This is a genomic window from Amycolatopsis sp. WAC 01375, assembly GCF_003947325.1.
In the GTDB taxonomy this organism is placed as follows: domain Bacteria; phylum Actinomycetota; class Actinomycetes; order Mycobacteriales; family Pseudonocardiaceae; genus Amycolatopsis.
Genome location: NZ_QHHW01000035.1, coordinates 110887 through 137627 on the forward strand (window position 1 = coordinate 110887; position 26741 = coordinate 137627).

At 69.7% G+C, this 26741-nt stretch carries 20 protein-coding genes and 1 pseudogene; 9 read left to right on the forward strand and 12 right to left on the reverse strand.

From position 1 onward, the window contains the following. Positions 1–23 precede the first annotated feature (23 nt). From DL991_RS22645 to DL991_RS22655, 3 genes are all read right to left on the reverse strand, one after another. On the reverse strand, positions 24–521 hold the full coding sequence (locus tag DL991_RS22645; protein WP_125786348.1) for a hypothetical protein: 498 nt from the start codon (positions 519–521) through the stop codon (positions 24–26). Positions 522–629: 108 nt separating this feature from the next. Then, positions 630–1250, reverse strand: a complete 621-nt coding sequence (locus DL991_RS22650; protein WP_125786349.1) for a hypothetical protein — start codon at positions 1248–1250, stop codon at positions 630–632. 133 nt (positions 1251–1383) lie between these two features. Further along, the gene (locus DL991_RS22655) at positions 1384–2253 is read right to left on the reverse strand and encodes an alpha/beta fold hydrolase (protein ID WP_125786350.1); all 870 of its coding nucleotides are present in this window, start codon (positions 2251–2253) and stop codon (positions 1384–1386) included. Positions 2254–2373: 120 nt separating this feature from the next. Here DL991_RS22655 and DL991_RS22660 point away from each other — a divergent pair, with 120 nt between their 5' ends. Then, positions 2374–5457 (forward strand): AfsR/SARP family transcriptional regulator, encoded by a 3084-nt coding sequence (locus tag DL991_RS22660; protein WP_199754033.1) that lies wholly within the window; start codon positions 2374–2376, stop codon positions 5455–5457. A gap of 1 nt (position 5458) precedes the next feature. On the opposite strand, the gene DL991_RS22665 is transcribed toward DL991_RS22660, so the two are convergent. The 3 genes from DL991_RS22665 to DL991_RS22675 are packed head-to-tail and all read right to left on the reverse strand — an operon-like array spanning position 5459 to position 9909. Continuing rightward, positions 5459–5755: a hypothetical protein gene (locus DL991_RS22665; RefSeq protein WP_125786352.1), complete on the reverse strand. Its 297-nt coding sequence runs from the start codon at positions 5753–5755 to the stop codon at positions 5459–5461. Further along, a complete protein-coding gene (locus DL991_RS22670) occupies positions 5748–9146 on the reverse strand; it encodes a TM0106 family RecB-like putative nuclease (RefSeq protein ID WP_125786353.1) in 3399 nt (1132 codons plus the stop codon). The genes DL991_RS22665 and DL991_RS22670 overlap by 8 nt, the downstream gene beginning before the upstream one ends. A 52-nt stretch (positions 9147–9198) precedes the next feature. Further along, a complete protein-coding gene (locus DL991_RS22675; protein ID WP_125786354.1) occupies positions 9199–9909 on the reverse strand; it encodes a GntR family transcriptional regulator in 711 nt (236 codons plus the stop codon). A gap of 121 nt (positions 9910–10030) precedes the next feature. Here DL991_RS22675 and DL991_RS22680 point away from each other — a divergent pair, with 121 nt between their 5' ends. Both DL991_RS22680 and DL991_RS22685 read left to right on the forward strand, forming a co-directional pair. Then, positions 10031–10945 carry a glycoside hydrolase family 16 protein gene (locus DL991_RS22680; RefSeq protein WP_125786355.1) on the forward strand — a complete coding sequence of 305 codons (915 nt, stop codon included), beginning with the start codon at positions 10031–10033 and terminating at the stop codon, positions 10943–10945. Between the two features lie 9 nt (positions 10946–10954). Further along, complete coding sequence (locus tag DL991_RS22685; RefSeq protein WP_125786356.1) at positions 10955–11821, forward strand: sigma-70 family RNA polymerase sigma factor; 867 nt, start codon at positions 10955–10957, stop codon at positions 11819–11821. Between the two features lie 362 nt (positions 11822–12183). Here the strand turns inward: DL991_RS22685 and DL991_RS22690 are convergent. Further along, positions 12184–13426 (reverse strand): annotated as a pseudogene (locus DL991_RS22690) (DUF222 domain-containing protein). A gap of 309 nt (positions 13427–13735) precedes the next feature. Next, positions 13736–14068 carry a GNAT family N-acetyltransferase gene (locus DL991_RS22695; RefSeq protein ID WP_125786357.1) on the reverse strand — a complete coding sequence of 111 codons (333 nt, stop codon included), beginning with the start codon at positions 14066–14068 and terminating at the stop codon, positions 13736–13738. A gap of 103 nt (positions 14069–14171) precedes the next feature. Here DL991_RS22695 and DL991_RS22700 point away from each other — a divergent pair, with 103 nt between their 5' ends. Further along, on the forward strand, positions 14172–14948 hold the full coding sequence (locus DL991_RS22700) for a cyclase family protein (protein WP_125786358.1): 777 nt from the start codon (positions 14172–14174) through the stop codon (positions 14946–14948). Continuing rightward, positions 14945–16555, forward strand: coding sequence for a thiamine pyrophosphate-binding protein (locus DL991_RS22705; protein ID WP_125786359.1), 1611 nt, complete (start codon positions 14945–14947; stop codon positions 16553–16555). The genes DL991_RS22700 and DL991_RS22705 overlap by 4 nt, the downstream gene beginning before the upstream one ends. A 3-nt stretch (positions 16556–16558) precedes the next feature. Here DL991_RS22705 and DL991_RS22710 read toward each other — a convergent pair whose 3' ends face one another. Genes DL991_RS22710 through DL991_RS22720 form a run of 3 tightly spaced genes read right to left on the reverse strand, consistent with a single transcriptional unit; the run spans position 16559 to position 20506 of the window. After that, positions 16559–17821 carry a class I SAM-dependent methyltransferase gene (locus DL991_RS22710; protein ID WP_125786360.1) on the reverse strand — a complete coding sequence of 421 codons (1263 nt, stop codon included), beginning with the start codon at positions 17819–17821 and terminating at the stop codon, positions 16559–16561. A 27-nt stretch (positions 17822–17848) separates the two neighbouring features. Beyond that, entirely contained in the window at positions 17849–19234 is a 1386-nt protein-coding gene (locus DL991_RS22715) for an FAD-binding oxidoreductase (protein WP_125786361.1), read from the reverse strand. 51 nt (positions 19235–19285) lie between these two features. After that, positions 19286–20506, reverse strand: coding sequence for an SGNH/GDSL hydrolase family protein (locus DL991_RS22720; protein ID WP_125786362.1), 1221 nt, complete (start codon positions 20504–20506; stop codon positions 19286–19288). A gap of 114 nt (positions 20507–20620) precedes the next feature. Between DL991_RS22720 and DL991_RS22725 the strand changes: the two genes are divergently transcribed. The 4 genes from DL991_RS22725 to DL991_RS22740 all read left to right on the forward strand — a co-directional run bounded on the left by DL991_RS22725 (position 20621) and on the right by DL991_RS22740 (position 25840). Continuing rightward, positions 20621–20992, forward strand: a complete 372-nt coding sequence (locus DL991_RS22725; RefSeq protein WP_125786363.1) for an MmcQ/YjbR family DNA-binding protein — start codon at positions 20621–20623, stop codon at positions 20990–20992. Positions 20993–21111: 119 nt separating this feature from the next. Next, positions 21112–22278 (forward strand): sensor histidine kinase, encoded by a 1167-nt coding sequence (locus DL991_RS22730; protein ID WP_125786364.1) that lies wholly within the window; start codon positions 21112–21114, stop codon positions 22276–22278. After that, complete coding sequence (locus DL991_RS22735; protein WP_125786365.1) at positions 22275–22937, forward strand: response regulator transcription factor; 663 nt, start codon at positions 22275–22277, stop codon at positions 22935–22937. Before DL991_RS22730 ends, DL991_RS22735 begins: the two co-directional genes overlap by 4 nt. Further along, complete coding sequence (locus tag DL991_RS22740) at positions 22937–25840, forward strand: AfsR/SARP family transcriptional regulator (protein WP_125786366.1); 2904 nt, start codon at positions 22937–22939, stop codon at positions 25838–25840. Before DL991_RS22735 ends, DL991_RS22740 begins: the two co-directional genes overlap by 1 nt. Here DL991_RS22740 and DL991_RS22745 read toward each other — a convergent pair. After that, a complete protein-coding gene (locus DL991_RS22745) occupies positions 25812–26252 on the reverse strand; it encodes a hypothetical protein (RefSeq protein WP_125786367.1) in 441 nt (146 codons plus the stop codon). The two genes, DL991_RS22740 and DL991_RS22745, sit on opposite strands and share 29 nt — an antisense overlap. Between the last annotated feature and the right edge of the window lie 489 nt (positions 26253–26741).

The following is a 26741-nucleotide window of genomic DNA, read 5'->3' on the forward strand; positions in this document are numbered from 1 at the left end:
AAGTCATCCGAACCGCGCAATGTCTACTGTGGACAGTGTCGGGGCGATACCTTGAAGCAGGACAGCACCGGGGGATAGGCCGTGGTATCGGTGCTCAGTAGATCCGAGGTCCAGACCAGGCAGTGCGCGAGAACCCGGATCCGCTGGTCGAGATCGGCGTTGTCGCAGGCCTCGCCGATCTGGTCGGCGCAGGTGTCCCGGTCGTCGCGGACACTGGCGGCGATGGCGCGGATGATCGCCGCCACGGCGGGGTCGAGTTTGTCGGGCCGCACCGTCCGTCCCGCGGAATCCCGCAGGCGCAAGGTGAACGGTTCACCGATCCGCAGTGAACGACGGCGATCCTTGGCGGCCAAGGAGAACGTGTCGACCAGTCGTCCGACGACTTCGCCGAGCGCCGGTTTCCGCCGGGTGGACGACGCGATGGACACCAGCGCGGTGGCGAGCCGGTCGGCTTCACCCGATCTGGTGAGAGACAGAAGATCGCGGGCGACGGTGTGCGCGCGTTTGGCAGTGGGTGTCATGTCGGGCCCCTCGTAGAGCGTGCCGACAACCGATACCCGTCCGGGTGATGGCCAAACCTGAACGGCTGTCTATTCCCGCCGGTGGCGGCGAGGGTTGGGCCGTTCGGTTCAGGCCGATGGGCCGTCTCCGACGCGCAAGTAGCCGCGTACAGCGGCGACGACGTGATCCGCGTAAGTCGGCTCGACGTTCCGCATCCATGCCCGGAGCGCGTCGAGAAACCCGACGAGGTCACGGAGCACACCTTGGAGGAGGCCGGGGAGGTCCTGACGCCGGATTTCCAGCCGCCGTCCTTCGGGGGACTCCCAGTCCTCGTCGTCCACGTCCGGCCAGAACCGGATGATCTCGCCGTCGAACTCGAACACCGTCCCCGGTCCGTGACCGAGGTCGGGGCCGTTCCCCTGCGTCAGCCCGTGCCAGTCCGGCCAGTCGGTCAGGTCGCAGCAGCAAGCTGGGGTGAGGGAGACGCCATCGGCTTCGAGCAGCAGACCGCCGGCGAGGAAAGGGGTCTCGAGCCGCACCAGCTCGTCGAACGCGGTCCCGAGGTCGGGCTGGGCGAGCTCGCCGCTCGTGCTGTGTCCGAGGAGGGAGAGCACGACCGCGCCGACGTCTTCGGAGGGCATTTCGCGGTGAAGGGGGATCCACTCGCCGTCGTGGCCGCGAAACGGCCACAGAGCGAAGGACGAATAGCCGGGCGGCAAGGGTTCCACCACCGGAAAGAGCCTGGGCATGCGGTGACGGTACGGTGCGTGACCCCGTCGGCGCCACGGCGTTTCCGGTGGTGAGGCAGAGGTGGCGTGGTCGGTTCCGGGGGTCGTGAGTGGCGATTCGGGTTCTAACCCGAATCGCCACTCACGACCCGCTCTAGCGTGCGAGCAGGTCTCGCAGTGCTTTCACCACCTCCGACGGCGATTCCTCGGCCATGAAGTGGCCCGAGGTGACCGTCCGGTGGTCGAGGTCCGTCGCCCACGCCCGCCAGAGCGCGACGGCGTCGTAGCCGAGCGCGGCACCCCAGTCCTGTTGGAGCACGGTGAGCGGCATGGCGAGCCGGTTGCCCGCCGCGCGATCGGCCTTGTCGTGCTCGACGTCGACGCCCGCCGACGCGCGGTAGTCGGCGACGATCGACGTCACCGCGTTTCGCGAGGCCGCAAGGTACGCGGCCCGGACGCCGGCAGGGATCGCGTCGCCGCGCTGTGTCCAGGCGTCGAGGAAGTGACCGAAGAACGCGTCGGGCGCGGCGCCGATCAGCTGTTCGGGCAGCCCCGGCGGCTGCGCCATCAGATAGAGGTGGAAGCCGACCGCGGCGCCGGTGCCGTGCAGGACGTCCCACATGTCCAGCGTGGGCAGCACGTCGAGGATCGCGAGGTGGCTCACCTTGCCGGGGTGGTCGAGCCCCGCCCGCAGGGCCACCAGCGCGCCCCGGTCGTGCCCGGCGAGGGCGAACCGGTCATGGCCGAACGCCTTCGCGACGGCGATGACGTCGGCCGCCATCGTGCGCTTCGAGTAGGTCTCGCCGGTGTCTTCGGGTTTGTCGCTTTCGCCGTATCCTCGCAGGTCAGGGCAGAGAACGGTGTGGTCCGCCGCCAGATCGGCCGCCACGTGCCGCCACATGAGGTGGGTCTCGGGGAAGCCGTGCAGGAGCACGATCGGGCTGCCGGTCCCGGCGACGGCGACGTCGAGTGCGACGCCGTCCGCCACGGGCACCCGCTGGTAGTCGAATCCGGTGATGCGCATGGATACCTTCCTGGTCGTTCCGTGATGACCGCCAGCGTCCCCGGCGCGAATCAGCACCCGGTCAGCGACGACCGAGCGGCCGGGGCACGATGATCACCGTCGGTGAAGCGGGAGGTGACGATGCGGTTCGGGGTACTCGGCCCGCTCGTGGCCGAAGACGCGCGGGGTGCCGTCGGGCTCAAGGGGCCGCGGCACCGGGCGGTGCTGGCCAGGCTGCTGATCGCCCGCGGCCGCGTCGTGCCAGTGGAACGCCTGGTCGACGACCTGTGGGAGCGCCCGCCCGAGGGCGCGGTCGGCGCCGTCCAGACGTTCGTCGGTGCCCTGCGCCGCGCGCTGGAGCCGGACCGCGCGCCCCGGGAGCCCGCGCGGCTGCTCGTCACGGTCGCCCGCGGTTACGCCCTGCGCGCGGAGTCCGTCGACGCCTGGGACTTCGAGGCCGCCGTCGCCGCTGCCCGCGAACTGCTCGACGCACGGCGGGCGGACGCGGCACTGTCGCAAGTGGACACCGCGCTCGCGTTGTGGCGCGGGACGGCGTATGCCGAGTTCGCCCACGAAGGCTGGGCGCGTGGCGAGGTCTCCCGCTTGACCGAACTCCGGCTGCTGGCCGGGGAATTGCGTGCCGAAGCCCTTCTCGCGCTCGGCCGGGCCGCCGAGGTGATCCCCGAGCTGGAACCACGGGTGCGCGAACACCCGTTGCGGGAGAACGGTTCCCGGCTGCTGGCCTTGGCGCTCTACCGCGCCGGGCGGCAGGGTGACGCGCTCACGGTGTTGCGCGCCGCGCGCAAGCTGCTCGCCGACGAACTCGGCATCGATCCCGGCGCCGGCCTGCGGGAACTGGAAGCCGACATCCTGGCGCAAGCGCCGCGGCTGACGCCGTCCCCGCCCAAGATCGCCGAACGGCCGCTGGTCGGCCGCGACGCGGAGCTGACCAGGCTAGAGGAAGCCGCGGTCCGGTCGCGGCTGGTGCTCGTGTCGGGCGACGCCGGGGTGGGGAAGACCGCGCTCGCCGAGGCGTTCTCCGCCCGGCTCGCCGCACGCGGCTGGGCCACGGCCTGGGGGAGCGATCCGGACGACGAGGGTGTGCCGCCCGCCTACGCGTGGACCCGGATCCTGGCGACACTCGCCGACGCCGGATACGGCCCCGCGCCGACGGCGGAACCGGTGTCCGAAGATCCCGTCGCCGCGCGCTGGCGATGGCATCGGGCGGTCGCGGCCTATCTGGCCGGCGCCAAGCCGCTGCTACTCGTCCTCGACGACCTGCACTGGGCGGGCGAGGAGACGCTCGCGTTGCTGACCGCGGTGCTCGCCGAGCCGGTGCTGGTCGTCGCGACCCATCGAGGCACCGACCCGCCCGCGCGGCTGACGGATTTCCTCGGCCGGGCCGCACGCCACGAGCCGGTGCGCGTCTACCTTGGCGGCCTGCCCGAGACCGAAGTCGCCGGCCTGGTCCGGGTCACGACCGGAGAAGAAGTCGACTCGCGGACCGCCGCGGTGATCCACCGGCGTAGCGGCGGGAACGCCTTCTTCGTCCGTGAACTCGCCCGTTTGCTGGCCGCCGAGGGCCCGGCCGCGCTGGACGCGGTGCCGCCGGGAGTCCGCGACGTCGTCCGGCACCGGCTGGAAGCGCTACCGGACGCGGTGAGGGGCGTGGTGCGCCGGGCCGCGGTGATCGGCACGGACGTCGACTTGGACGTACTCGAGGCACTGGCCGGGGAAACCGCGCTCGACGCGGTCGAAAGCGCTGTCCGGCAAGGATTCCTGACCGAGCCGGCGCCGCGTCGATTCCGGTTCGCGCACGCGCTCGTGCGGGACACGCTCTACCGCGATCTCTCTCGTTCGCGCCGTGCCCGCGAGCACGGCGAGATCGCCGAGGCGCTGGAAGGTCTGCGTCCTGACGACGTCGATGCCTTGGCGCACCATTTCGTGCTGTCCGAGGAGCACGCGGACCGCGCCGCACACTACGCGCGGGCCGCCGCCGAACGGGCCGAAAGCCGTTTCGCGCAGGCGGAAGCGGCGAGACTTTGGGACGCCGCGCTCACCGCGTTCGATCGGTCCGGCGGCTCCGACGCGGAGAAGCGGCTGGAGCTGATCATGGGCAAGGCACGTGCTTCGGCCGTCGCGGGCGGCCTCGGCCAGTCGCGACGGCATCGGGCCGAAGCGCTGGAACTGGCGGAAAAGCTGGACGATCCGCTGCTGACCGCGCGGGTGATCGGCGCGTTCGACGTCCCCGCCAGCTGGACCGCGAGCGACGATCCCGCACTCGCTTCCCGGATCGCGGGCGCCGTCGAGCGGACCCTCGCCGCGTTGCCGGCCGATCGGGAGGCCGAGCGGTGCCGTCTGCTGGCCACGCTCGCCGTCGAACTGCGGAACGCGGGCGGACGGCGGGCCCGCGACGCGGCCCGGGAAGCCGAGACGCTCGCCCGCCGGATCGGTGACCCGGCGCTGCTGGCCTTCGCGCTCAACGCCCGGTTCCTGCAGTCCTTCGACCGCGCGGGGCTCGCACCCCGGCGGGCCGGAATCGGCGCGGAACTGGTCGACCTCTCCAGGTGGCATGGGCTGGTGACGTTCGAGGTACTCGGGCATCTCGTGCTCGTGCAGGCGAAGAGCGCGCTCGCGGAGTTCGAGGCCGCGGACCGGCACGCCGCTTCGGCGGACGAACTGGGGGAGAAGTACGCCCTTCCGCTCGTCGGCGTGTTCACCCGGTGGTATCGCGCGATGCGGACCGCGATGACCGGCGCCGGTGGGGAAGCCGCCTACCGCGCCGCGGCGGCGGGTCTCGCCGGAACCGCGATGTCCGGAGTGGACAACGGGATCCTCGCGCTCGCCCTGTTCTGCGACCGGATCCAACGAGGCATGCCGCCCGAAGCGCGCGAAGAAAGCTACGGCGCTTACGAAAGCTGGTGCCGACCGGTGCTCCCGATCCCGGACTCGCCCCGCGACCTGCTGTACGAGGCGCGCACCTGTCTCGCCGCCGTCGTCGCGATCGAACTCGGCGACCGGACGGCGATGGAACGCCTGTACGCCGGGCTTCTCCCGGCAGAGGACGAGATCGCGGGCGCCGGGAGCGGGATGCTCACCCTCCGCCCGGTCGCGCACTACCTCGGCGAGCTGGCCACCGCCCTCGGCCTGCGAGAAGCGGCCGCCGAGCACTTTCGGAAGGCGCGGGCCATCGCGGTGAAGGCCGGTTCACCGCACTGGGGTTGACTCACTGCTCCCGCATCGCGCGGCGGATCTCGGCCAGTTTGTCCTTGGCCGCCTTGTCGCGGTCGGCGATCTTCTTGTCCAGCGAGGCCACGTCTTCCTTGCCGCCGATGCCCGCGAGTTCGGTCGAGCCCAGCGAGGTCGTGTACCGCTGCTCGATGCGGTCGCGCACGTGATCGAACGAGGGCACCCCGGACTCGCTGTAGTCCGGGTCCGGAACCTCGACGGGAGGTACAGGGGTCTCCTCGACGATCTCGGCGTCGAGGATCTCCGGCTTCTTCTCCGGACTGTTCTCACTCATGGTCACTCCGTCCTGCGTGCCAAGGCACGGCTTCGGTCATCAACCCGAGCATGCCCGAAACCAGCCGCATCTGGTCGACCGTGCGGATGTCGGCCTCGACCAGCCGCGGCGAGCAGACCACGATCGCGAGCGCCTGCGCCCGGGACAGCGCGACGTTCAGCCGGTTGCGGGAGAGCAGGAAGTCCAGGCCACGGGGCAGATCGATGGCCGAAGACGAGGTCATGGTGGTGATCACCACCGGTGCCTCCTGCCCCTGGAACCGGTCGACCGTGCCCACCCGGACGCCCGGATACCCGGCCTGGTCCAGCGCACGCGCCACGACGCGGGCCTGCAGGTTGTACGGCGCCACGACCAGGATGTCCTCGTCGCCGAGCGGCCGGGGATCACCGTGGTCGGTCCAGGCGCGGCCGTGGAGTTCGGACACGAGGGCGGTGACGGCCTCGGCCTCCTCGACCGACCGTGTCGTGTTCCCGTGGTGATCGACCTCGGCGAGGTACAGGCCCGCCTCAACCCCTTCGATCGCCCGCTCGGCCGCCGAAGGATGCGAGTGCAGGCGTCCCGCGTAGGACAGCTGAGACACCGGAGAGCAGACCGCCGGATGCATCCGGCGGGTCTCGTCGAGGAAGTAGCCGAGTTCGGCCGGGATGATGTCGGCCTCACCGATCAGATGCCCGAGCGCGGACGCCTCGGCACCCGCCGGATGCGTGCCCTGCACGACCTGCGGCAGCTGCTGCGGATCGCCCAGCAGCAGGAGGTTCTTGGCGCACATCGACACCGCGAGCGCGTCGGCGAGGGCGAACTGGCCCGCCTCATCGATGATCAGCAGGTCGAAGGGCTCTTCCCGGATCGCGGCGTTCGCGAACGTCCACGCGGTCCCGCCGACCAGATGGCCGGTGTCGTGCTCCTCGCGCCACTTCACCAGCGCGGGATTGGTCTTCGGCTGCTCCCAGGGCGCGGCCGGATCCGGGGTCCGCTTGGCGCGTTTGGCGCACGGCAGATCCGGCGCGTTCTTCATCGCGGCGGACAGCACGTTCTCCACGGCCTTGTGACTGGTCGAGGTGACCGCGATCGTCTTGCCCGCGCGCACCAGTTTCGCGATCAGCCTGCCCGCGAGGTACGTCTTGCCCGCGCCGGGCGGGCCCTGGACGGCGAGCGCGGAGCCGTCGAGCGCCTCTACGGCCTCGATCACCGTGTTCACCAGATCCGCCCCGGGCTCGGGCAGGGGCCGGTCGTCACGCAACCGCGGTGACGTGCGCCGGAGCAGATCGACGCCGGGATGAGCGGGCAGCACCGGCAGCGTGCCGACGACGAGCCGGGCGAGGTCCGCGACCGCGTCGTCCTTGGGGGAAGGCCGGACCGGGCTCCCCGGCAGCACCGCCACCGGCCGGTCCGCGGTGGTCTCGTCGGGCGGGCAGCTTTCCTCGAGGGTCAGTTCGACGGCCGTTGCCGAGACGACCTTGGCGTCCCGCGCGACCGCCCCGTACCGCAGGCGGACGTCGTCGCCGGGGGCGAAGGGATGCGGCCGGTCCGGGTCGCAACGGAGCATGAGCGAGCGTTTCGCCTTGCGGACCCGGCCCGAAGGCGGCACCCATTCCCCGGCCTCCAGCGAAACCGGGACGGTGCACGCGTTGTCGGTCTCCAGATCGCCGAGCGGGGCGGCCAGCTGGCGGAAGTACTCCCACCACGCGGGGTTCGTCTCGCGGCGGTGGTAGCCGACGGACGCGGCCAGTAGTGCGCGGGCGCGGTCCTCGCCGGTGAACTCGGCCGGGTCGTCGGGCAGGCCCTCCAGCAGCGGATCGACCAGCGCGGCCAGCTGCGCGGCGCGTTCCGCGCGTTTCTGGGCCGCGACGTCCTCCTCGGTCTGCCGGAGTAGAGCGTCCACATCGGACACTTCCGGCGGCTCGGCGAGCTCGATCCCTTCCTGCACGCGGACCTTGTGGAGGAACTCGAACAACCGCAGCGTGGAAACGCAGTCGTATTCGTTGTAGTCGCTGATCCCGCGCAGCACTTCGTCCGCGTGTCCGGTCTCGCCGGAGGCGGTGAGCGTCAGGTACTCCTCGTAGGCCTCGATACTCGAGACCGCCGTCTTGACGTCGCCGTCGCGGGCTTCGGGCATGTAGAGCGGTTCGAGGTACTTGATGGAGTACGACCGCTGCGAGACCCGGAGTGCCTTGCGCACCACGGAATACAGGTCCACCAGTCCGCCGCTGCGCAACAGGTGGTCGACGGCGTCCTCGCGGGTCCCGTGCACGGCGGCGAGCCGTTTGATCGCGGTGACCTCGTACGGCGCGTAGTGGTAGACGTGCGAACCGGGATGTTCCGCGAGCCGCGCCGTGGCGAAGTCGACGAACTCCTCGAAGGCCCGCTTCTCCTGCGCCCGGTTGTGCGCCCAGAACGGCGTGAACTTCGTGTCGTCGTCCGCGGTCACCGCGCCGAAGAGGTACTCGAGCCCTTCGCCGGCCAGGGCGTAGGGATCGCCTTCCATGTCGAAGAAGACGTCACCGGGCGCGGGCGGCGGCAGGGTGGCCAGCGCGTCCGGATCGATGATCTCGTAGGCGATCTGCCCGGTGGCGTCCTGCCGGACCTGGATCGCGGCCTGGGCGCGCAGCGTGGTGAACGACGTCGTCGAGATGTCGCGCGGCCGATCCTCCGGCGTGGCGGTCGCGAGTGCGTCGATGGTGCCGAGACCCGCGGCGACGAGCTTCCGCCGCTGGTCACCGCGCATCCCCGCGACCAGCGAAAGGTCTCGATCGGCTTCGCGGGCGCTCGCGCAATGGGCGGCGTAGGAGCAGCCACCGCAGGCGGGCCGTTCGTCGGCCCACAACGGGACCGGCAGGGTCGGCGGCCGGTTCCGTAACCGGGCTCGGAGCCGGTCCACCAGCGGGAGAAAGTCGTCGACGCGGAACGAGCGGGTGCTGTGATCACCGAGCAGCAGGTGCATTCGCGGACCTGCGGGCCAGCCTGCGCGGCGAAGGGCGTCGGCGTACGCGGTCAGCTGGACCACAGCAGCGGGCTTCGCGTGCCTGGCCAGCTTCGTGTCGTAGACCTCGTAGCGGCCTTCGTCGTCCCTCATCAGGAAGTCGGCGCGGCCGGAGAACTCGCCGTCGTGGAAGACCGCCTGGTAGATCACCGGCGCGCCCGCCCGAAGTGCCTCTTCGGTGGCTTTCGCGGCGACGACAGGGTCTCGTTCGTCGATCTCGACGACGGCGCTGCGCTCGCCGCGCAGCTTGTCCAGCGTCGCGGCCTCGTGCGCGCGCCCGTGCGTGACCGCCAGCTGATCCGGCCCGGAGCCCGGTCGCGGCGCTCCCGGGAGGCCGGCGGCCAGTGCCTGGTTCAGGAGGCTGCGGTGCTCGCATTCGAGCAGGTCGGCGAGATCGGACGGGGTGTACATCGCCCGGGAGTCTCGCACGGACTCGCGGCCGGACGGCCCCGGCGCGCCGGAGTCAGCCGGAGGTGTGGTCGAACGTCAGATGCGAGGTGATCCGGTAGCGGTCGCCGCGGTAGATCGAGCGGGTGTACTCGATCACGCGGCCGCTCTCGTCGCGGGTGGTGCGCTCGAACAGCAGCGCCGGGGAGTGCTGCGGGACGCCGAGCAGGCCGGATTCGTCGGCGTCGGTGACGGTCGGCTCGATGATCTGCACGGCCGTCGCGGGGACGACCTCGTACCGCGTGCGGAGCAGTTCGTAGAACGAGCCGGACTCGAAGCCCGCGGCCGTGATGTCCGGCACGAGATCCCGCGGGACCAGGATCCGTTCGATCGCCATCGGCGCCTCTTCGACGACGCGGACGCGGGTGACGGCCACCAGCTGCCGGGCTGGGGAGACCTCGAGTCGTTTGCCGAGCCGGGCGCCCGCCGGGATGGTGGAGAAGTCGATCACCCGGCTGGTCCAGTGGCCCTCGGCGGGCGGGGCGAACTGCTCGCCGCCGGTGGCGGGCACGAGATCCTGGGAGATCTTGCGCGGTGCGGTGAACGTGCCGCGGCCGTGTTCGCGGACCACGAGACCGTCGCGTTCCAATTCGTCGATCGCGGCCCGCAGGGTGGGGCGCGAGACGCCGATTTCGGTGCTCAGCGCGCGTTCCGAAGGCAGGACCTCGCCCGGCTGCCGCCGCTCGATGAGCAGGCGGAGCCGATCCTTGACCTCTGTTCGCCGCATGACCACAGCCTACCCAGTGGTCATCTCGAATTGGCTGGTGGACAAGTTGTCTAGACCTATTGACTTTACCACTTCATCGGGCGACGGTGGTGGAAACTGACCAGTGGTAAAGGGGACAAGGATGCCGAACCGAGGGAAGTTCCGTTCCGCCGCCGTCGCCGCGTTGTCGGTCGCCGCACTGGGACTCGCGCCGGGTACCGCGACCGGAGCGCCCGCCTGCGGGCAGCTGTTCGACGATTTCCACTACACCTCGCACACCGACGGACTCTTGTCCCAGCACGGCTGGCAGGTGCGTTCCGGCGCCGGCGGCCCTGGCGTCGGCGGCGCGCGCTGGGCTCCGGAGGGCATCACGTTCCCGACGTCCGGCGGCGACAAGGTGCTGCAACTCGCCTCCGCCACCGACGGCACGCCCGCGGGCACGACGCAGACCGAGATCATGCAGCCGGACCGCCGGTTCTTCGAAGGGACCTACGCGGCGCGGATCCGCTTCTCCGACGCGCCGGTGTCCGGCCCCGACGGCGACCGGATCAACCAGACGTTCTTCACGATCAGCCCGCTCCGCTACGACAACGACCCGATCTACAGCGAGCTGGATTTCTCGGAGTACTTGCCCAACGGCGGATGGGGTGAGACGGGTCCGGTCAACTTCCAGACCAGCTGGCACACCTACACGCCGGACCCGTGGTACGCCGAGAACAAGAGCGACAGCCAGCGCCGCAGCATCGACGGCTGGCATTCCGTCGCCGCGACCGTGTCCGATGGCCACGTGCGGTACCACATCGACGGCGTCCTGGTGGCCGACCACGACCGCGGCGGGCCGTTCGACGTGTACCCGCGGCAGAACATGTCCCTGAATTTCAACCAGTGGTTCATCGACCTCACGCGGCACAACGGTGGCACGAGCACCTACCTCGAGCAGGTGGATTGGGTCTACTACGCGAAGAACGAGGTCCTGACGCCGCAGGCGGCCGCCGATCGGGCCGCCTCGTACCGGTCGTCGGGCGTGCGGTTCGCCGACGATCTCGGAGGCTGTTAAATGTGAGCGGTGGATCAGCTGACTGAACGTTTCGAGGAGCACCGGACCAGGCTGCGGGCGGTGGCGTACCGGATGCTGGGTTCGGTCAGCGAGGCCGAAGACGCCGTCCAGGACACGTGGCTGCGGCTCGATCGCGCCGATGCGAGTGAGATCGAGAACCTCGGCGGCTGGCTGACCACGGTGGTGGCGCGGGTATGCCTGAACGTGCTGCGCTCGCGCGACCACCGGCGGGAGGAACCGCTCGACGACCAGTCGTCCGAGCCGATCGGCTCCTCGGTCGATCCCGCCGCCGACGCGGTGCTGGCCGACTCGGTCGGACTCGCGATGCTGGTGGTCCTGGACACGCTGGCCCCCGCCGAACGGCTCGCGTTCGTCCTGCACGACATGTTCGCCGTACCGTTCGACGAGATCGCCCCGCTGATCGACCGCACCCCGGCCGCCGCCCGGCAACTCGCGAGCCGCGCCCGGCGCCGCGTCCAAGGCCGTTCCGTCACCACGGAACCGGACGTCGCGCGACGCCGCCAAGTCGTCGACGCCTACCTGGCCGCGGCCCGCGGCGGAGACTTCGAAGCGCTCCTCGAACTCCTGCACCCCGACGTCGTCCTCCGCGCCGACAAGGCCGCGGGCCCGTCGCGCGCGCCGATCTTCCTGCGAGGTGTCGACACGGTGGCCCGTGGTGCGGCGGCCGCTTCGGTGCGGGCGGCCGTCACTCAGCTCGCGCTGGTGAACGGCGGCATCGGACTCGTGATGGCCGACGAAGGACGGCCTTCGGTGGTCCTCGCGTTCGCTTTCGTGGACGGGAAGATCAGCGAGATCGACGTCATCGCGGACCGGGAACGGTTGCAGGGGCTGGATTTGGTGATTCTGGGTCGATGACTTCCGGTGCCAAGCACGGACACCGTCGCTGACGGAGTACCAAGGATTCGGCGAGTTCCGCGCCCGGGATGAGCGGACACGATAGGCCGCCGCCGGCGATACAGCAGGAAAGTCAGAAGAGGATCATGGGCTCGCGACAACGCACATGACGACGCGTCCAAGGGGTTTTCAACGGCTCGACGCGGTCGGAGAGTTCGATGTTCGGTACGTGGTTCAACTGAGCGAGGGCACGCGGGGTGTGTGGGGGTGTTTCCCTGGAAGTGAGGCCGGACAGTGATTAGCTGATGCCTCGCGTGGTCGGTGTCGTTCTCCGGGCATGCCGAAGGGCCCGTCGCCGGTGGTGGTCGGCGGGCTCCTCGGGTTCAGCGGTGGTTGCGGCGTGGGGTTTGTAGCGGGTCGAGGTATTGGGGTGGGATGAATTCGGGTCGTCCGTTGGTGATCTGGACTTTCCAGCCGGATTGTCCGTGGATGACCATGTGGTGGTAGCGGCAGAGTAGGCAGAGGTTGTCGAGGTCGGTGTCGCCGAGTTGGCCCCACGGCAAAATATGGTGGGCTTCGCAGTGTTTGGGCTGTCGGTGGCAGCCGGGGAAGGCGCAGCCGTGGTCGCGGAAATTCAGGGCGCGTCGTTGTGCGGGGCTGACGGACCGGGTGGCGCGGCCGATGTCGAGGGGTTCGCTCTCGGAGCCGAGGACGGCGGGGATGATCTTGGCGTCGCAGGCGAGCATGCGGGCGTGCCGTGCGGTGATCTGCGAAACTTCGTCGATGCAGGCGGATCCCAGTCCGGATGTCAGGGTCCAGGGGGATGGTGACGACGACGGTGGTCCGGTCCCCGGACAACGTAGGCGCCTTCTCGTTGGTCATCGCGTAGTGGATCGCGTCGAAGAGCGCGTCACCATGGCGTTCGCCGGGGGTGCGAGGGTCGCGGTTGCCGTCCTGGTCGACGGGTCTTCGCTGTCCCCAGGTGTCGAACAGGGCGTTCATTCTGGCCCCGAATTCGGGATCCAGCAGGCCGTTGAGCCGCCACCAGCCATCCTCACGCTTGCGCAGATACACCTCACGTGAGGGTGGTTCGAGGTCGTCGTCTTTCGGCTCGTTCCCGTCGGGATCCAGATGCGCCAGGAGTTCGGCGCCGACGTTGGTGATCTCTTGGGGCCCGGCGTGACGGGCCAGGTTCACCAAGATCCGTTCCGCACCAGACCGGTCCTCGGCCGACACCTCTGCCGGGATTTTCTTCAGTACGGCCAGGATGGGGTCGAGTTGCTGGTGCCCGAGCTCGCCTTCCGCGGCGGCGGCTCCGGCGATGGGTGCGAACGCCGGTGCGGGGGAGCCGTCGAGGTTGCGGCTCTCGTTCACCGCCAACGCCCGCGCCACGGTGTCACGGGCTTCGTTCGGGGTGATGCGGGCGGTTTCGGCGAACCAGCCCGCCGTCGAACCATGCCCGAAGAGTTCCATCGGGCCGCGGGACTCGATCTCCGCCAGGTACTGCCCGACCTCAGCCAACGCCTGACGTGCCACCGACAACCGCTCCACGACGCCGTGCGCGAGCTCGCGCGCACCGGCACGCCACAGCTCCTGCGGCGGTTCGAGGATTCGTTGGCTGGACACCCCACGAGAATACCAGTGATCGAACAGGTGTGCGAAGATGAAAATTACTCTACTTAGGTCAAACGGTCGGTGAGTCGCCTGGGCGCAATGGCTGAACCCTGGAGAATTGGTGGCTAATCCAGGGAGTCCACGGGTTTGCTCGAACTCGCCGAAGTCTCAACAAGCTCCCGTTGGAATCAGGTGGTGCGCTGACTTCGTGAATCCACTCGCCTCAAATTCTCGTGATGGCCGAAACCTGAATATTGTCGAGAAGTAAGGGAACCGCAAAGACTGACAGCGCGAGGTCATGAGCCGGACAGCGACCCGACATCAAGGCGCGGAACGGTTTTCTTCGATCTCGGTGCCCCTGGCGGACGCGTAGGCGTTCTCGGTGCCGATGACCGTGAAGCCTGCCTTCTGCAGGACCCGAAGCGACCCGAGATTGTCGCTGGCGGCGCGGGCGTACAAAGGCCGGACCTCGACCATGTCCAAAAAGAGCGCGAGTGCTCGGCTGGCGATTCCCCGGTCCCAAACCGAACGGTCGATCCAGTAGGCGATTTCGGCGTCGCCGTCCACGAAGAACTTGCCGATGGTGCCGAGGAATCGTCCGTCACCCGTCACCGCGCGCAGGATGAGATCCGGAGAAGTCCTCAACCTCGCCATGTGGATCTCCTCCTCAGCGTATCGGCGACGTCTCCGGCAGCCATCAAACCCGAAATCCGCCTAAGGTGGTCGAAGACGCCGCAGTCACTCCCGGGAGGCACGCATGTCGTTGTTGGCCCAGCTGAACACCGCGATCACCACGGGCACGATCGAGGTCGTCGACCTCACCGCCCCCTTGAGTGAGAGCACGCCGATCCTCCAGTTGCCGGAGCCGTTCGCGAACACGATCCCGTTCGGCCTGGAGGAGATCAGCCGGTACGACGAACGCGGGCCGCGCTGGTACTGGAACAACATCCACACCGGCGAGCACACCGGGACCCACCTCGACGTTCCCGTTCACTGGCTGTCGGGAAAGGACGGCCACGACGTGTCCCAGGTTCCCTTGCGGACGCTGGTCGCGCCGGCGGTGGTGCTCGACGCGTCGGCTCGCGCGGCCGAGGATCCGGATTTCCTGCTGTCCATCGACGACATCCGTGAGTGGGAGCGGGTGAACGGTCCGCTTCCCGACGGCGGCTGGTTGCTCTACCGCACGGGCTGGGACGCCCGTTCGCATGATCAGGAGGCCTTCCTCAACAACGACGAGAACGGCCCGCATTCGCCGGGTGTCTCGGGGGAGTGTGCCCGCTGGCTCGCGGAGGAGGCGCCGATCACCGGGTTCGGGGTGGAGACCGTGGGCACGGACGCGGGGCAGGCGCTGGCCATCGAACCTGCCTTCCCTTGCCACGAACTCCTTCTGGGCGCGGGAAAGCATGGCTTGACCCAGTTGCAGAATCTGGCGAGTCTGCCGCCCACCGGATCTTTGTTGATCGTCAGCCCGCTTCCGATCGTCGGCGGCTCCGGCAGCCCCGCCAGGGTCTACGCGCTGGTCGAGCGGGCATGAACGTCGCGGAACTGGTCGGCCGCACCCTCGCCGAACTCGGCGTGGGTGCGGCGTTCGGGGTGGTGGGCAGTGGCAACTTCGAGGCCACCAACGGTTTGCGGGCGGGCGGGGTGCCGTTCGTCGCCGCCCGGCACGAGGGTGGCGCGGCGAGTATGGCCGACGCGTACGCGCGGATGAGCGGCCGTGTGTCGGCGCTGAGTCTCCATCAGGGCGTCGGGTTGACCAACGCGCTGACCGGGATCACCGAGGCGGCCAAGAGCCGGACCCCGATGATCGTGCTGACCGCCGACACCGCCGCGTCGTCGGTGCTGTCGAACTTCCGGATCGACCAGGACGCGCTCGGAACCGCCGTCGGTGCCGTGCCGGAACGCGTCCACGGCGCGGGGACCGCGGTCGCCGACACCGTCCGCGCGTACCGGACGGCGGTGCAGCAACGCCGGACCGTCCTGCTCAATCTGCCGCTCGACGTCCAAGCGCAGGAAGCTCCGGAATCGACCCGGGTTCCGAAAATCACCGGCCCGGCGCCGATCCGGCCGAACGTCGACGCGGTCGCGAAACTGGCGGACCTCCTCGGCGAAGCACGGCGGCCGGTGTTCGTCGCCGGTCGCGGTGCCCGGGCCGGTTCCGCGCCGCTGAAAGAACTCGCGGAGGCCTCCGGCGCGTTGCTGTCGACATCGGCGGTGGCGCACGGCCTCTTCCACGACGATCCCTTCTCGCTGGGGATCTCGGGCGGCTTCTCGTCGCCGCGAACGGCGGACCTCATCAGGAATGCCGACCTCGTGATCGGCTGGGGTTGCGCGCTGAACATGTGGACCACCCGGCACGGCACGCTCCTCGGTCCGGCGGCCCGCCTGGTCCAGGTCGACGTCGAGCAGGCCGCGCTCGGCGCCCACCGGCCGATCGACCTCGGCGTCGTCGGCGACGTCACCAGCACGGCCGTGGACGTGCACGCCGAGCTGAAAAGGCGTGGACACCGAGCGAGCCGCGAAGCCCTCGAAAGCACACGGTGGAACGACGTGCCGTATAACGACCTATCCGGCGACGGGAGGATCGATCCGCGCACGCTCAGCCGTCGTCTCGACGAGATCCTGCCCGCCGAACGCGTGGTCTCGATCGACTCCGGCAACTTCATGGGCTACCCGAGCGCGTATCTGTCCGTCCCCGACGAGAACGGTTTCTGCTTCACACAGGCGTTCCAATGCGTCGGGCTGGGCATGGGGACGGCGATCGGCGCGGCACTGGCGCGGCCGGACAGGCTACCGGTGCTCGGCGTCGGCGACGGCGGGTTCCACATGGCCATCTCCGAACTGGAAACCGCGGTACGGCTGCGGATTCCGCTCGTGGTCATCGTCTACAACGACGCCGCGTACGGCGCCGAGATCCACCACTTCGGCGACGCGGACATGACCACCGTCCGGTTCCCCGACACCGACATCGTGGCGATCGGCCGCGGCTTCGGCTGTGACGGCGTCACCGTACGTTCGGTCGAGGACCTGGGCGCGGTCACGGAATGGCTCGGCGGGTCACGGGACGCGCCGCTCGTCATCGACGCCAAGATCGCCGACGACGGCGGCTCGTGGTGGCTCGCCGAAGCCTTCCGTCACTGAGGTCTACACGCCCCAGTCCGGCCTCAGCGGCATGCCCGAGTCCCCGTCCGGACCGACCTTGACCCCGAGCACCTGGTGCAGTTCGATCTCCCGGCGCTCGAAGGCGAGGCGGCACGCGGCCATGTACAGCGCCCAGACGCGGCTCCGCCCGGCGCCCGCTTCGGCGACGGCCGCGTCCCAGTTCGCGTCGAGGTTGGCGCACCACGCGCCGAGGGTGGTGGCGTAGTGCTCGCGGAGGTTCTCCGAATGCCGCACCTCGAGCCCGCTGTCGTGCATCGCGGTGGCGATCTCGCCGACGGACTCCAGTTCGCCGTCGGGGAAGACGTACCGGTCGATGAACCCGCGTGACCGGTGCGGGACGGAGGTGTCCGGGTTGGTGATGCAGTGGTTCAGCAGCCGCCCGTGCGTCTTCAGTTTCCCGGCGAGGAAACGGAAGTACGACGGCAGGTTGCGCGCGCCGATGTGCTCGGTGAGCCCGATCGACGACACCGCGTCGAAATCCGTTTCGGTGACGTCGCGGTAGTCGAGATGCCGCACCTCGGCGCGGTCCGCGAGGCCCTTGGTCACGATGTCCTTTTGTGCCCACTGCGCCTGTTCGCGCGAAAGGGTGACACCGAGCGCTTCGACGCCGTAGTGCTCGACGGCGTGCTCCACCATGCCGCCCCAGCCGCAGCCGACGTCCAGCAGCCGCATCCCCGGTTTGAGGTCGAGTTTCCGGCACACGAGGTCGAACTTATGTGCCTGCGCCTCTTCCAGCGAGGAATCGGCGGACGGATACGCGGCGCAGGTGTAGGCCATCGACGGGCCGAGTACCAGCTCGTAGAACCGGTTCGAGACGTCGTAGTGATTCGAGATCGCGTTGCTGTCGCGCGTTTTCGAGTGCCGCAGGCCGTCGAAGACGCGTTTGGCGCGGCTCGGCAGCTCCTCGGCGGGTGGCGCGACGCGGCGCAGGTGCCTCGGCCCGAGTTCGCGCAGCAGCCACAACCGGTCCGCGGCGCTGAGTTGATCGACCTGTGCCACGAGGGCGTGCAGCGCCGTGTAGAGGTCACCGTCCACCTCGAGCGCGCCTGCCACGTAAGCCCGCGCGAGACCGAGGTCTCCCGGTGAAGACATCAAGTACGTCAACGCCAGCGGCGACCGCACCTGGATCGACACCGGTGCGTCCGCCGGGCCGCTCTTGCTGCCGTCGTAGGCGGTGATGGACACTTCGGCGCTCGGGCCGAGCAACCGCTCGAAGATCTTGCCGACGGTCGTCGTCTCAGCCATGTTCGTCTCTCTTCTTCCCGGCCCGGGTCACCGCCGCCGCACGCATTTCGCGTACAGGTCGAGCAGGCGGCCGTCGGGGTCGTAAGCCGTCTTCAGTTTCCGGTAGGCGTCGCCGTTGTACAGCCGCCAGAACTCGTCTTCGGTATAGAAACTGTCGGAATACAGCGACTTCCGCCCGCCGAGTCGCGTCACTTCGGCCTCGATCAGCCGATTGTGCGTATCGGGTTCCTCGCCAGGGTCAAGTGGGACCGCGGACCAGAACCCGAAGTTGACGTACAGCGTTTCGGGGTCCAGTTCGTACAGCGGCGAGTTCACGCCACCCGGCCGCTGCTTCAGCGGGCAGATCCACACCGGGCTGATCGGGATCTCGCGGCGGAAGAAGTCCAGGAACTCCGCGGCACGCGACAGCGGAACCTCGATGTCCTGGACGATCGTCTCCTCCGGCGGAAGCCCGCGCAGCTTGAGCAGCTTCGCGGCGATCCCGAACCGGCGGTCGAGCGCCACCGCCTTCCAGTAGACCGAAGACCGCAGCAGCCGCCTGCCCAGCAGCAGCCGGGGGAGCCGGTGCTGCACGCCGAACGCCCGCGAGCACCAGAACCAGTCCGTGTCCCAGCGCCACAGGTAGTCGCGGACGCTCAGATGATCCGTCTCGCGGGAGCGGATCGACTTGTAGTAGATGTCGAGCCAGGTGTAGTCGCTGGTCGCGGGCGCCGTGGTGGTGAACGTGCCCAGCGTCAGGTACTGCTCGCCCGGTCCGAAGACCGTTCCGTCCACGAAATCGGCCGACCCGTTACGGCAGGCTTCACCGAGTGCCGCGAAGTACTCGTCCGTGTCCTCGTAGCGGACGTGGTCGAGCCGCACGTACGGTTTGACCGGCTCCAGTTCGATCTTCAGCCGCAGCGCGTAGCCGAGCGTCCCGTACGAGTTCGGGAAGCCGTGGAACAGTTCGCTGTGCTCGTTGTCCGCGTTCGCGACGACGATCCGCCCATCGCCGGTGAGCAACTCCATCTCCAGCACCGACTCGTGCACGAGGCCGTTGCGGAACGAGGACGACTCGATGCCGAGGCCGGTGACCGCGCCCCCGAGTGTGATCGTCTTGAGCTGCGGTACGACCAGCGGCATCAACCCGTGGGGCAGGGTCGCGTCCACGAGCTGCTCGTAGGTGACCATGCCTTCGACTTCGGCCGTGCGTGCCAGTGGATCGACGTCGAGGACATGCGTGAAGCCCGAGACGTCCAGCCCTGGCGTACTGGTCGCCGTCCGAGCCCGGAACAGGTTCGACGTCCGTTTCGCCAGCCGGATCGTTCCGTGGAGATCCGCGAGCTGTGCCCGGAGCGTTTCGGCGCGCGCGTCGTGTTCGGCGAACCGGACCAGCCGCGCCGTCGCTCGGGTACCGCTGTCGTCGCTAGTCATTCCTGATCGCCATCAGTTCATCGTGCCCCACGGAACCGCCTGGCGCAGCCCTTATTCCTGCCGGAGTCCGGGCAGCGGGACGGCGTTCGCCATGGCGGTGAAGCCCTTGTCTCCGGGATGGAGGTGATCGCCGGAGTCGTACTCGGGTTTCATCCGCTGCGGGTCGGCGGGGTCGCGGATCGCCGCGTCGAAGTCGATGTAGGAGTCGAAGTGCCTGCTGGTCCGGATGAACCGGTTGACCGCCTGCCGGGTCTCCTCGAGCTGGGGCGTGTACGAACCCCAGCCCTTCCACGGCGTGATCGTCGCGCCCAGCACCCGCAGGCCGCGGTCGTGCGCCCTCGTCGCGATCTGTTTCAGCGCCGAGATGATCTTGTTCGGATCGGCCTGGTGCGGGGTCTGCTGGATGTCGTTGATGCCCTCGAACACGATCGCCGTCCGCACCCCCGACTGGTTCAGGACGTCCCTGTCGAGCCTGGCCAGCGCGTTGACCCCGTAGGTGCCGCCGTCGAGCAGCAGCCGGTTCCCGCTGATCCCGGCGTTGAGCACGCCGAGCCGCGTGCTGATCTTGTCGGCGAGCTGATCGGGCCAGCGCAGGTTCGCGCCCCAGGTCGAGTTCGCCCCGTCGGTGATCGAGTCGCCGATCGCCACCACACTGCCCCGCAAACCCGGGCCCCGGACGTCCACTCCGGACACGTAATGCCAGACCGCGGTCTTCTCCGGGAACGCGGCCGCCGACTCGTCGGCGGATTTGTCGCCGTTCCGGGTGAAGTAGGAGTTCTGTATCGCGAGCGGGTGGTAGGTGACCGGGCCCGACGGCGTCGGGGTGTACGTGGTGACCAAGAGGTCGCCGTCCCTCGGCACGGTCAGCGCCGCGCCGTCGCTGACGATGTCGGCGCCCGGGGGCACGGTGACCTCGCGATCTCCGCCGAAGGTCAGTGTTCGCATCGTGCCGGGTACGGCCTGCGGGGTGTCCGGGCCGGCGGCGACCGCGACGGTCACCCGCCCGAACAGCACCGGGGTCCGGCCGAAGGCGTTCGACAGCCGGACGCGTACCTCGTGCCCGCCGGCGCTGGTGTGCACGATGTTGCGGATCGAGAAGTTCGGGTAGCCGTTGTCGGTCCCGGCGACCCCGGCCGCGGGCGCCGCCGCCCAGGTGCCGACCCAGCCGCTGGTGGCGGTGCTCTCCACCGGCGTCGGCGGAGCCGCCGCGGCAACCCCCGGAACCACGCCCAGCAACAGGATTCCCGCGACGGCGAGCTGCTTCACGCGCATATCGGTTTCGCCTCCACCCAGTCGGCTCCACCCATCGTCAATGAATCACCGACAACCGGTCAACGCCCCGGACGGGACAGGTTTCTGTCGGTGGTCGCGGTTAGCCTGAACGCCATGAAGCCAGCCGCTCTCCGGAAGCTCTGCCTCGGCCTCCCCGGCGCCCGGGAGGAGTTCCCGTTCGGCGAGGACATCAACGTGTACAAGGTCGCGGGCAAGGTGTTCGCGCTCGGCCCGCTCAAGGCGAAACCGCTGCGGATCAGTCTCAAATGCGAGCCCGACCTCGCCGTCCGGTTGCGCGCCGAGCATCCGGCGATCACCCCCGGCTACCACCTGAACAAACGACACTGGAACACCGTCGAGCTGGACGGTTCGCTGACCGACGACTTCGTCCGGGAGATGATCGAGGACTCCTACGACCTCGTCGTCGCGGGCCTGCCGAAACGAGAACAGGAGAAACTGAACTGGGTCGCGCTCAGCCAGGAATGACCGACCCGGGTTTCATCCGGATTTCATCCCACCGTGCTCGCCGGCCTCCTACCGTGGGCGGAGACGGGTGCCGCCCGCCGCACGATGACTCGCTTCCCGGCGCTTCCTAGGCTGATGGCGTGCTGGAGATCTTGCGGGACCGGTTCCGGGCACGGGTGCAGGCCAGCCTCACCCGAGCCGGCTTGAGCCTGCCGTGGTGGGTTCCGGCGACCTCCACCCTGCTGAGCGTGGTGTTCGCCGTGGTCGCCGTGGTGCAGCGGGACGCGTTGGTGCCGCCGCAGCCGGTCGCGCTGGGCGGGCTGCTCGTGCTCGCCACGCCGCTGGCCTGGGCCGTCACAGGCTGGGTCGTGCCGTGGGCGCGGGTGGCGGCGCTGATCGCCGCGGCCGCGGTCCTCCTCATCGAGCCGGCGCTCCCGGATTTCGCGCCGCTCCTGCTGCTGGTCGCGGCCACCGAAGCGGGCAGTGTCCTGCGCACGACGTGGGGGATCGCCCTCGTCACCGTCGCGGGCGAGGCGGTACTGGTCGTGGCCGGGATCTGGGGCGGGCTGATCGGCGGGCCGGTGTACATGGTCGCGATCCTGCTCGGCCTCAGCGGCGGGCTCATGGTCCGCTGGTACACCAGGGTGCTGGACGCCGAACGCGACAACCGTGACGCCTCCCGCGACAAGGCCCTGCTCGCCGAACGCCAGCGCATCGCGCGTGAGGTGCACGACGTCGTCGGCCATTCGCTCAGCATCACCCTGCTGCATCTGACCGGTGCCCGCCACGCGTTGCAGCAGGACCGCGACGTCGACGAGGCGATCGAAGCTCTGACCGAAGCCGAGCAGGTGGGACGCGCCGCGATGGCCGACATCCGCCGCACGGTCGGCCTGCTCGCCGACTCCCCGTCGGGCAGTGCCCCGCTGCCGGGTGTGGAGGACATCGCGACGCTGGTGGAACGCACCCGCAGCGCCGGACTGGCGGTGCGCTATACACAGGAAGGCGACCTCGGCCGGGTAGGCGCCTCGGAAGGATTGGGCCTCTACCGGATCGTGCAGGAATCACTGGTCAACGTCGTCAAGCACGCCCCCGGCGCGACCGCGGAGGTCCGGCTGAACGCAGGTCGGTCCGGCGTGAAGCTCATCGTCAGCAACACACTCCCTTCGCCCGTCCGGCGCTCGGTAGAGGACGGTTCGGGACTGGCGGGGATGGCCGTCCGCGCGGCCCAGCTCGGCGCCGATCTCAGCGCCGGGCCCAGTGGCAGGCAGTGGATCGTGCAGGTCACCGTGCCGGGAGCCAAAGCGTGACCGCCGCCGAGATCCAGGTGCTGCTGGTCGACGACCAGGAGCTGGTCCGGTCCGGGCTGCGGCGCATCCTGCGGCGTCGCGACGGCTTCGTCATCGCGGGGGAATGCGGCGACGGTTCGGAAGTGCCGTCGGCGCTGGCCGCGCACGAGGTCGACGTCATCGTGATGGACCTGCGGATGAAGAACGTCGGCGGCGTCGAGGCGACCAGCAGACTGCGGCGGTCCGGTGGCCATCCGCCCGTGCTCGCGCTGACCACGTTCGACGACGACAACCTCCTGGCCGACGCGCTGCGGGCGGGCGCCGCCGGTTACGTCCTCAAGGATTCCCCTGCCGAAGACCTGATCCGGGCCGTGCGGGCGGTCGCCGCGGGTGACGCGTGGCTCGACCCCGGGGTCACCGGCCGGGTGCTCGCCGCGTACCGGCAGGCCGCCGGGAACGGCAGCGGTGGCCGGTCGCCGGAACTGCTGACCCCGAGGGAGCAGGACGTGCTCCGGGCGATCGGCCGCGGGCTGACCAACGCGGAGATCGCCGCGGCACTCGTCATCTCGGAGGTGACCGTGAAAAGCCATATCGGCCGGATCTTCACCAAACTCCAGCTGCGTGACCGGGCGGCGGCGATCGTCTACGCGTTCGACCACGGGATCGTGGTGCCGGGCTGATGCGCAACGATGGGGGGATCATGCCGGACTCGCGACTTCGCTTCGAACTACTCGGCCCGTTGCGGGCCTGGCACGGGGAGACCCGGCTGGACCTGGGGCCGGTCCGGCAGCAGGCCGTGCTGGCCGCGCTGCTGCTGCGCCCGGACGTGACCGTCAGCCACTACGAACTCACCGACGGGCTCTGGGAAAAGCCGCCGGAGTCCAACGTGCTGCCGGTGTACGTCCGGCGGCTGCGGCAATGCCTGGACACTTCCGGGCAGAAGCCGCGGGACTCGGTGATCGTGTCCGATCGCGGTGGTTACCGGTTCGCCAGCGGCGGGGTGCGCCTCGACGTGGTGCGGTTGGAGGAGATCGCCGTCGTGGCTGCCACCGCCGAGGAGACGGGTGACCTTGTCACCGCGGTGGACACCTTCGCCGACGCGCTCCGGCTGTTCCACGGCGAGCCGCTGACGGGGTTGCCGGGCGCGTTCGTCCAGGGCGAGCGGCGACGGCTGGAGGAACGCAGGCTTCTGCTGCTGCGCCGGAAACTGCGGGCCCAGCTGAAACTCGGGCGGTTCGACGAGGTGATCGGCGAGCTGTCGGCGCTGGTGTCGGCCGATCCGCCGAGCGAGCCGCTGGCCGCGTTGTTGATGCGGGCGCTCTACGGCGGCGGGCGGCAGGCGGAGGCGCTGGAGGTGTTCACCGACGTCCGCGAGCGGCTGATCGAGCAGCTCGGCGTCGAGCCGGGTGAGGAACTGCGGCAGGTGCAGGAAGCGGTGCTGCGCGGGGACGAGACGCTGCTCGGGGTCGCCCCGCGCCGCGAACCGTCCCGCCGGATCCGCAATGAACTGCCCGCCACCAACGGCGAACTCGTCGGCAGGGACCGGGAACTCGCGCTGCTCGTCGAGGACGGCGATCCGGAGTCGGTCTCGGTCGACGCCGTCGACGGCGTTCCCGGCGCGGGGAAGACCACGCTCGCGGTGCGCGCGGCACACCGGCTTCGCGAGTCCTATCCGGACGGTGCCTTGTTCGTGGATCTCCACGGCTACACCGAAGGCCGTGAGCCGGTGAAGCCGGAGCGCGCGCTGCGGCGGCTGCTGCGCGCGGTCGGTGTCGAAGACGGCGCCATGCCGGACGATCTCGACGAACTGGCCGCGTCGTGGCGGGCGGCGACCTCGCAGCTGAGGTTGCTGCTGGTGCTCGACAACGCCGAATCCGCCGGGCAGGTGCGCCCGCTGCTGCCGTCCGGGCCGGGCAGCCGCGTGCTGGTGACCAGCAGGCGTCGTCTGTCCGGTTTGGACGCCGACCGGCGGGTTTCCCTTGGCGCGCTGGGCCTCGAAGCGGCGGAGAAGCTGCTCGGGCGGATCGTGGGGGCGCCGAGGGCCGAGGGCGAACGGTTCGCCGTGCGCGCGCTCGCCGGACTGTGCGGGCGGCTGCCGCTCGCGCTGCGGATCGCGGGTGCCCGGTTGCAGAACCGTCCGATGTGGACATTCAAGGACCTGGTGGACCGGATGTCGGACGACGAGCGCAGGCTCGGGGAGCTGACCGCCGAGGACCGCAGCGTCGAGGTGGCACTGCGCCTGTCCTACGAGCAGCTTCGGCCTGCCGAACAGAACGCGTTCACGGTGCTCGGCCTGTCACCGACCGCCGAATTCGACCGGCTTTCGGTCGCCGCCCTGCTGGGCTCCTCGCCCGCCGAAGCCGAGCGGCAGCTGGAAAGCCTCGTCGACGCCAGCCTCGTGCAGGAACCGGCGAGCGGTCGCTACCGGCTGCATGACCTGGTGGCGGTCTACGCTCGGCGGCTCGCCGGCGAGATGCCGGAGGACGTCGCCGAAGCGGCGCGAAAACGGGTGTACGGGCTGTACCTCAGCGCCGCTCGCCGGGCGAGCGAATGGGGCGTCGCGCGGTTCCCGCTGGAGTCCGGCGGAGCGTTCACCGGGCAACGGGACGCTTCCGCCTGGCTCGACGCCGTCGGCGATCTGCCGGAGGTGGTCACCCAAGCGGCGGAGGCGGGACTGGACGGCCTCGCGTGCTCGATCGCCGAAGGGCTGGTCGACTATCTCGCGCGCCAGCAGCGGTACCACGAATGCCGGACGGCACTGCAGGTCGCGCTGCCACTCGCGGAACAGGCCGAAGACGAACGGCTGGTGTCGTCGCTGCGGTTCTGCCTCGGCTACGCCTACGCCGCGCAGGGGCAGCTGGACCGGGCGCGCGGCTGTTTTGACGACGCGCTGCGGGCGGGCCAGGCCTCGGGCGACCGCGGGGTGGAGGCCCGTGCGCTGGGCGGGCTTGCCATGGCGGATCTGATCGCCGGCAGGCACGATCTCGCCATCCCCGGCACGCGGCGGGTGATGGTCTTGGCCGACGAGGTCGGGGACAGCTGGCTCGCCGAACGATCGCTGTCCGCGCTCGGCTATCTCGCCTATCTGCAGGGCGAGCACGAAGAAGCACTCGACCACCTCAACCGTGCCCGTGAGCTGAGCGAGGAGATCGGCAGCGCGGGGATGCTGGCGAGGGTGCTGTGCCATATCGGCACCGTCCAGCTCGAAATCGGCAGGTTCGCCGAAGCCGCGCTGGACTTCCGGAGGTCCGTCGAACTCGCCGAGGAGACCACGGACGGCCTGCTGACCGCGACCGCCCTCGCCCGCCTGGGTGCCGCGGAGCTGGAGCTGGGGAACCTCGACGCGGCGTTCGAGCTCCAGCGGCGGGCGCTGACCGCGGTCACCGAGGAGACCATCGCCGGGATGGAGTCCGAGATCCGCAACCGGCTCGGCCGCACCCATCTCGCCGCGGGCGATCCCGTGGCGGCGAGGGAGCATTTCGAGTGGGTGCTCACCACCATCGGATCCGACGGCGATTCCCTGCAACGTTCCCTCGCGCTGGAAGGTCTGGACCTCACCAGACAGTCGGTACGCCGGCGTTGATGATCGTGAAGCGGTGCCCCGCCATGCTCGTCCGCCAGCGCGCGAAGTAGGCGTCGGCGGCGTCGGTCAGATGCACCCCGGCGCGGACCTCGTGGACGACGCAGGCCCAGTCGGCGGCGTCGCACAGCACCAGTTCCCGCGGTGCCCCGCGTTTCCGGAGCACGGACGAGCAAAGGGCACCGCGCCTGCCGACGTTGCCGTCGTCGAGGCAGCGGCGGAGGTCCTCGACGGCGTGGGCGGCGGTTTCGAACAACGTCCACCGGTACTTCGGCGACGGACGGCCGTCGGCCCACGGCATGGAGAACGCCGCCCAGCTCCAGCCGGGTCCGACGACCCCGTCCCGCTCCCCGGGACTCGGCGCGTCTTCCCGGGGCAGCACCATGTTGTACGGGGTCCGGCTCGCCGGGCTCATGCACGTCTCCTCGTGGACAACCGGCCCGCGAGCGCGGATCCGTGCCCGGAACCGTAGGGCGGAGCCATGAAATCCCGATGAAACGCGCTCACTCGCGGTGGTCTTGAGTGGCGAGGGGCCGTGAGTCGATCATCTCAAGTTGCTCAACCTCACGACCTGCGGTTTCTTGTCGGTGACGACGCCCGGCCCGTTTGTCCTTTATGGATAGTGGCCGATGTGACGGCGGAGGCACGCGGGTCGTGAGCGGCGATTCGGTTTATCGAGGGGTATGGCAAAGGTGGCGGGTTGCGAAAGCCACTTTGGCAACGTTGAAGGTTGCGAAAGTGGCTTTCGCAACGTCGGGGGCGGGGTGCGGTAGCGAAGAAGGGGGCCTTCGGTGTGCCGGTGCCGTCGCTGACACCCATGGTCGAGACACCGTCGCCCCACGGCCGAAATCATGGCGTTCAGGCGCACGCGTTCACGACCGTCCGGCGACACGCTCCAGCGCCG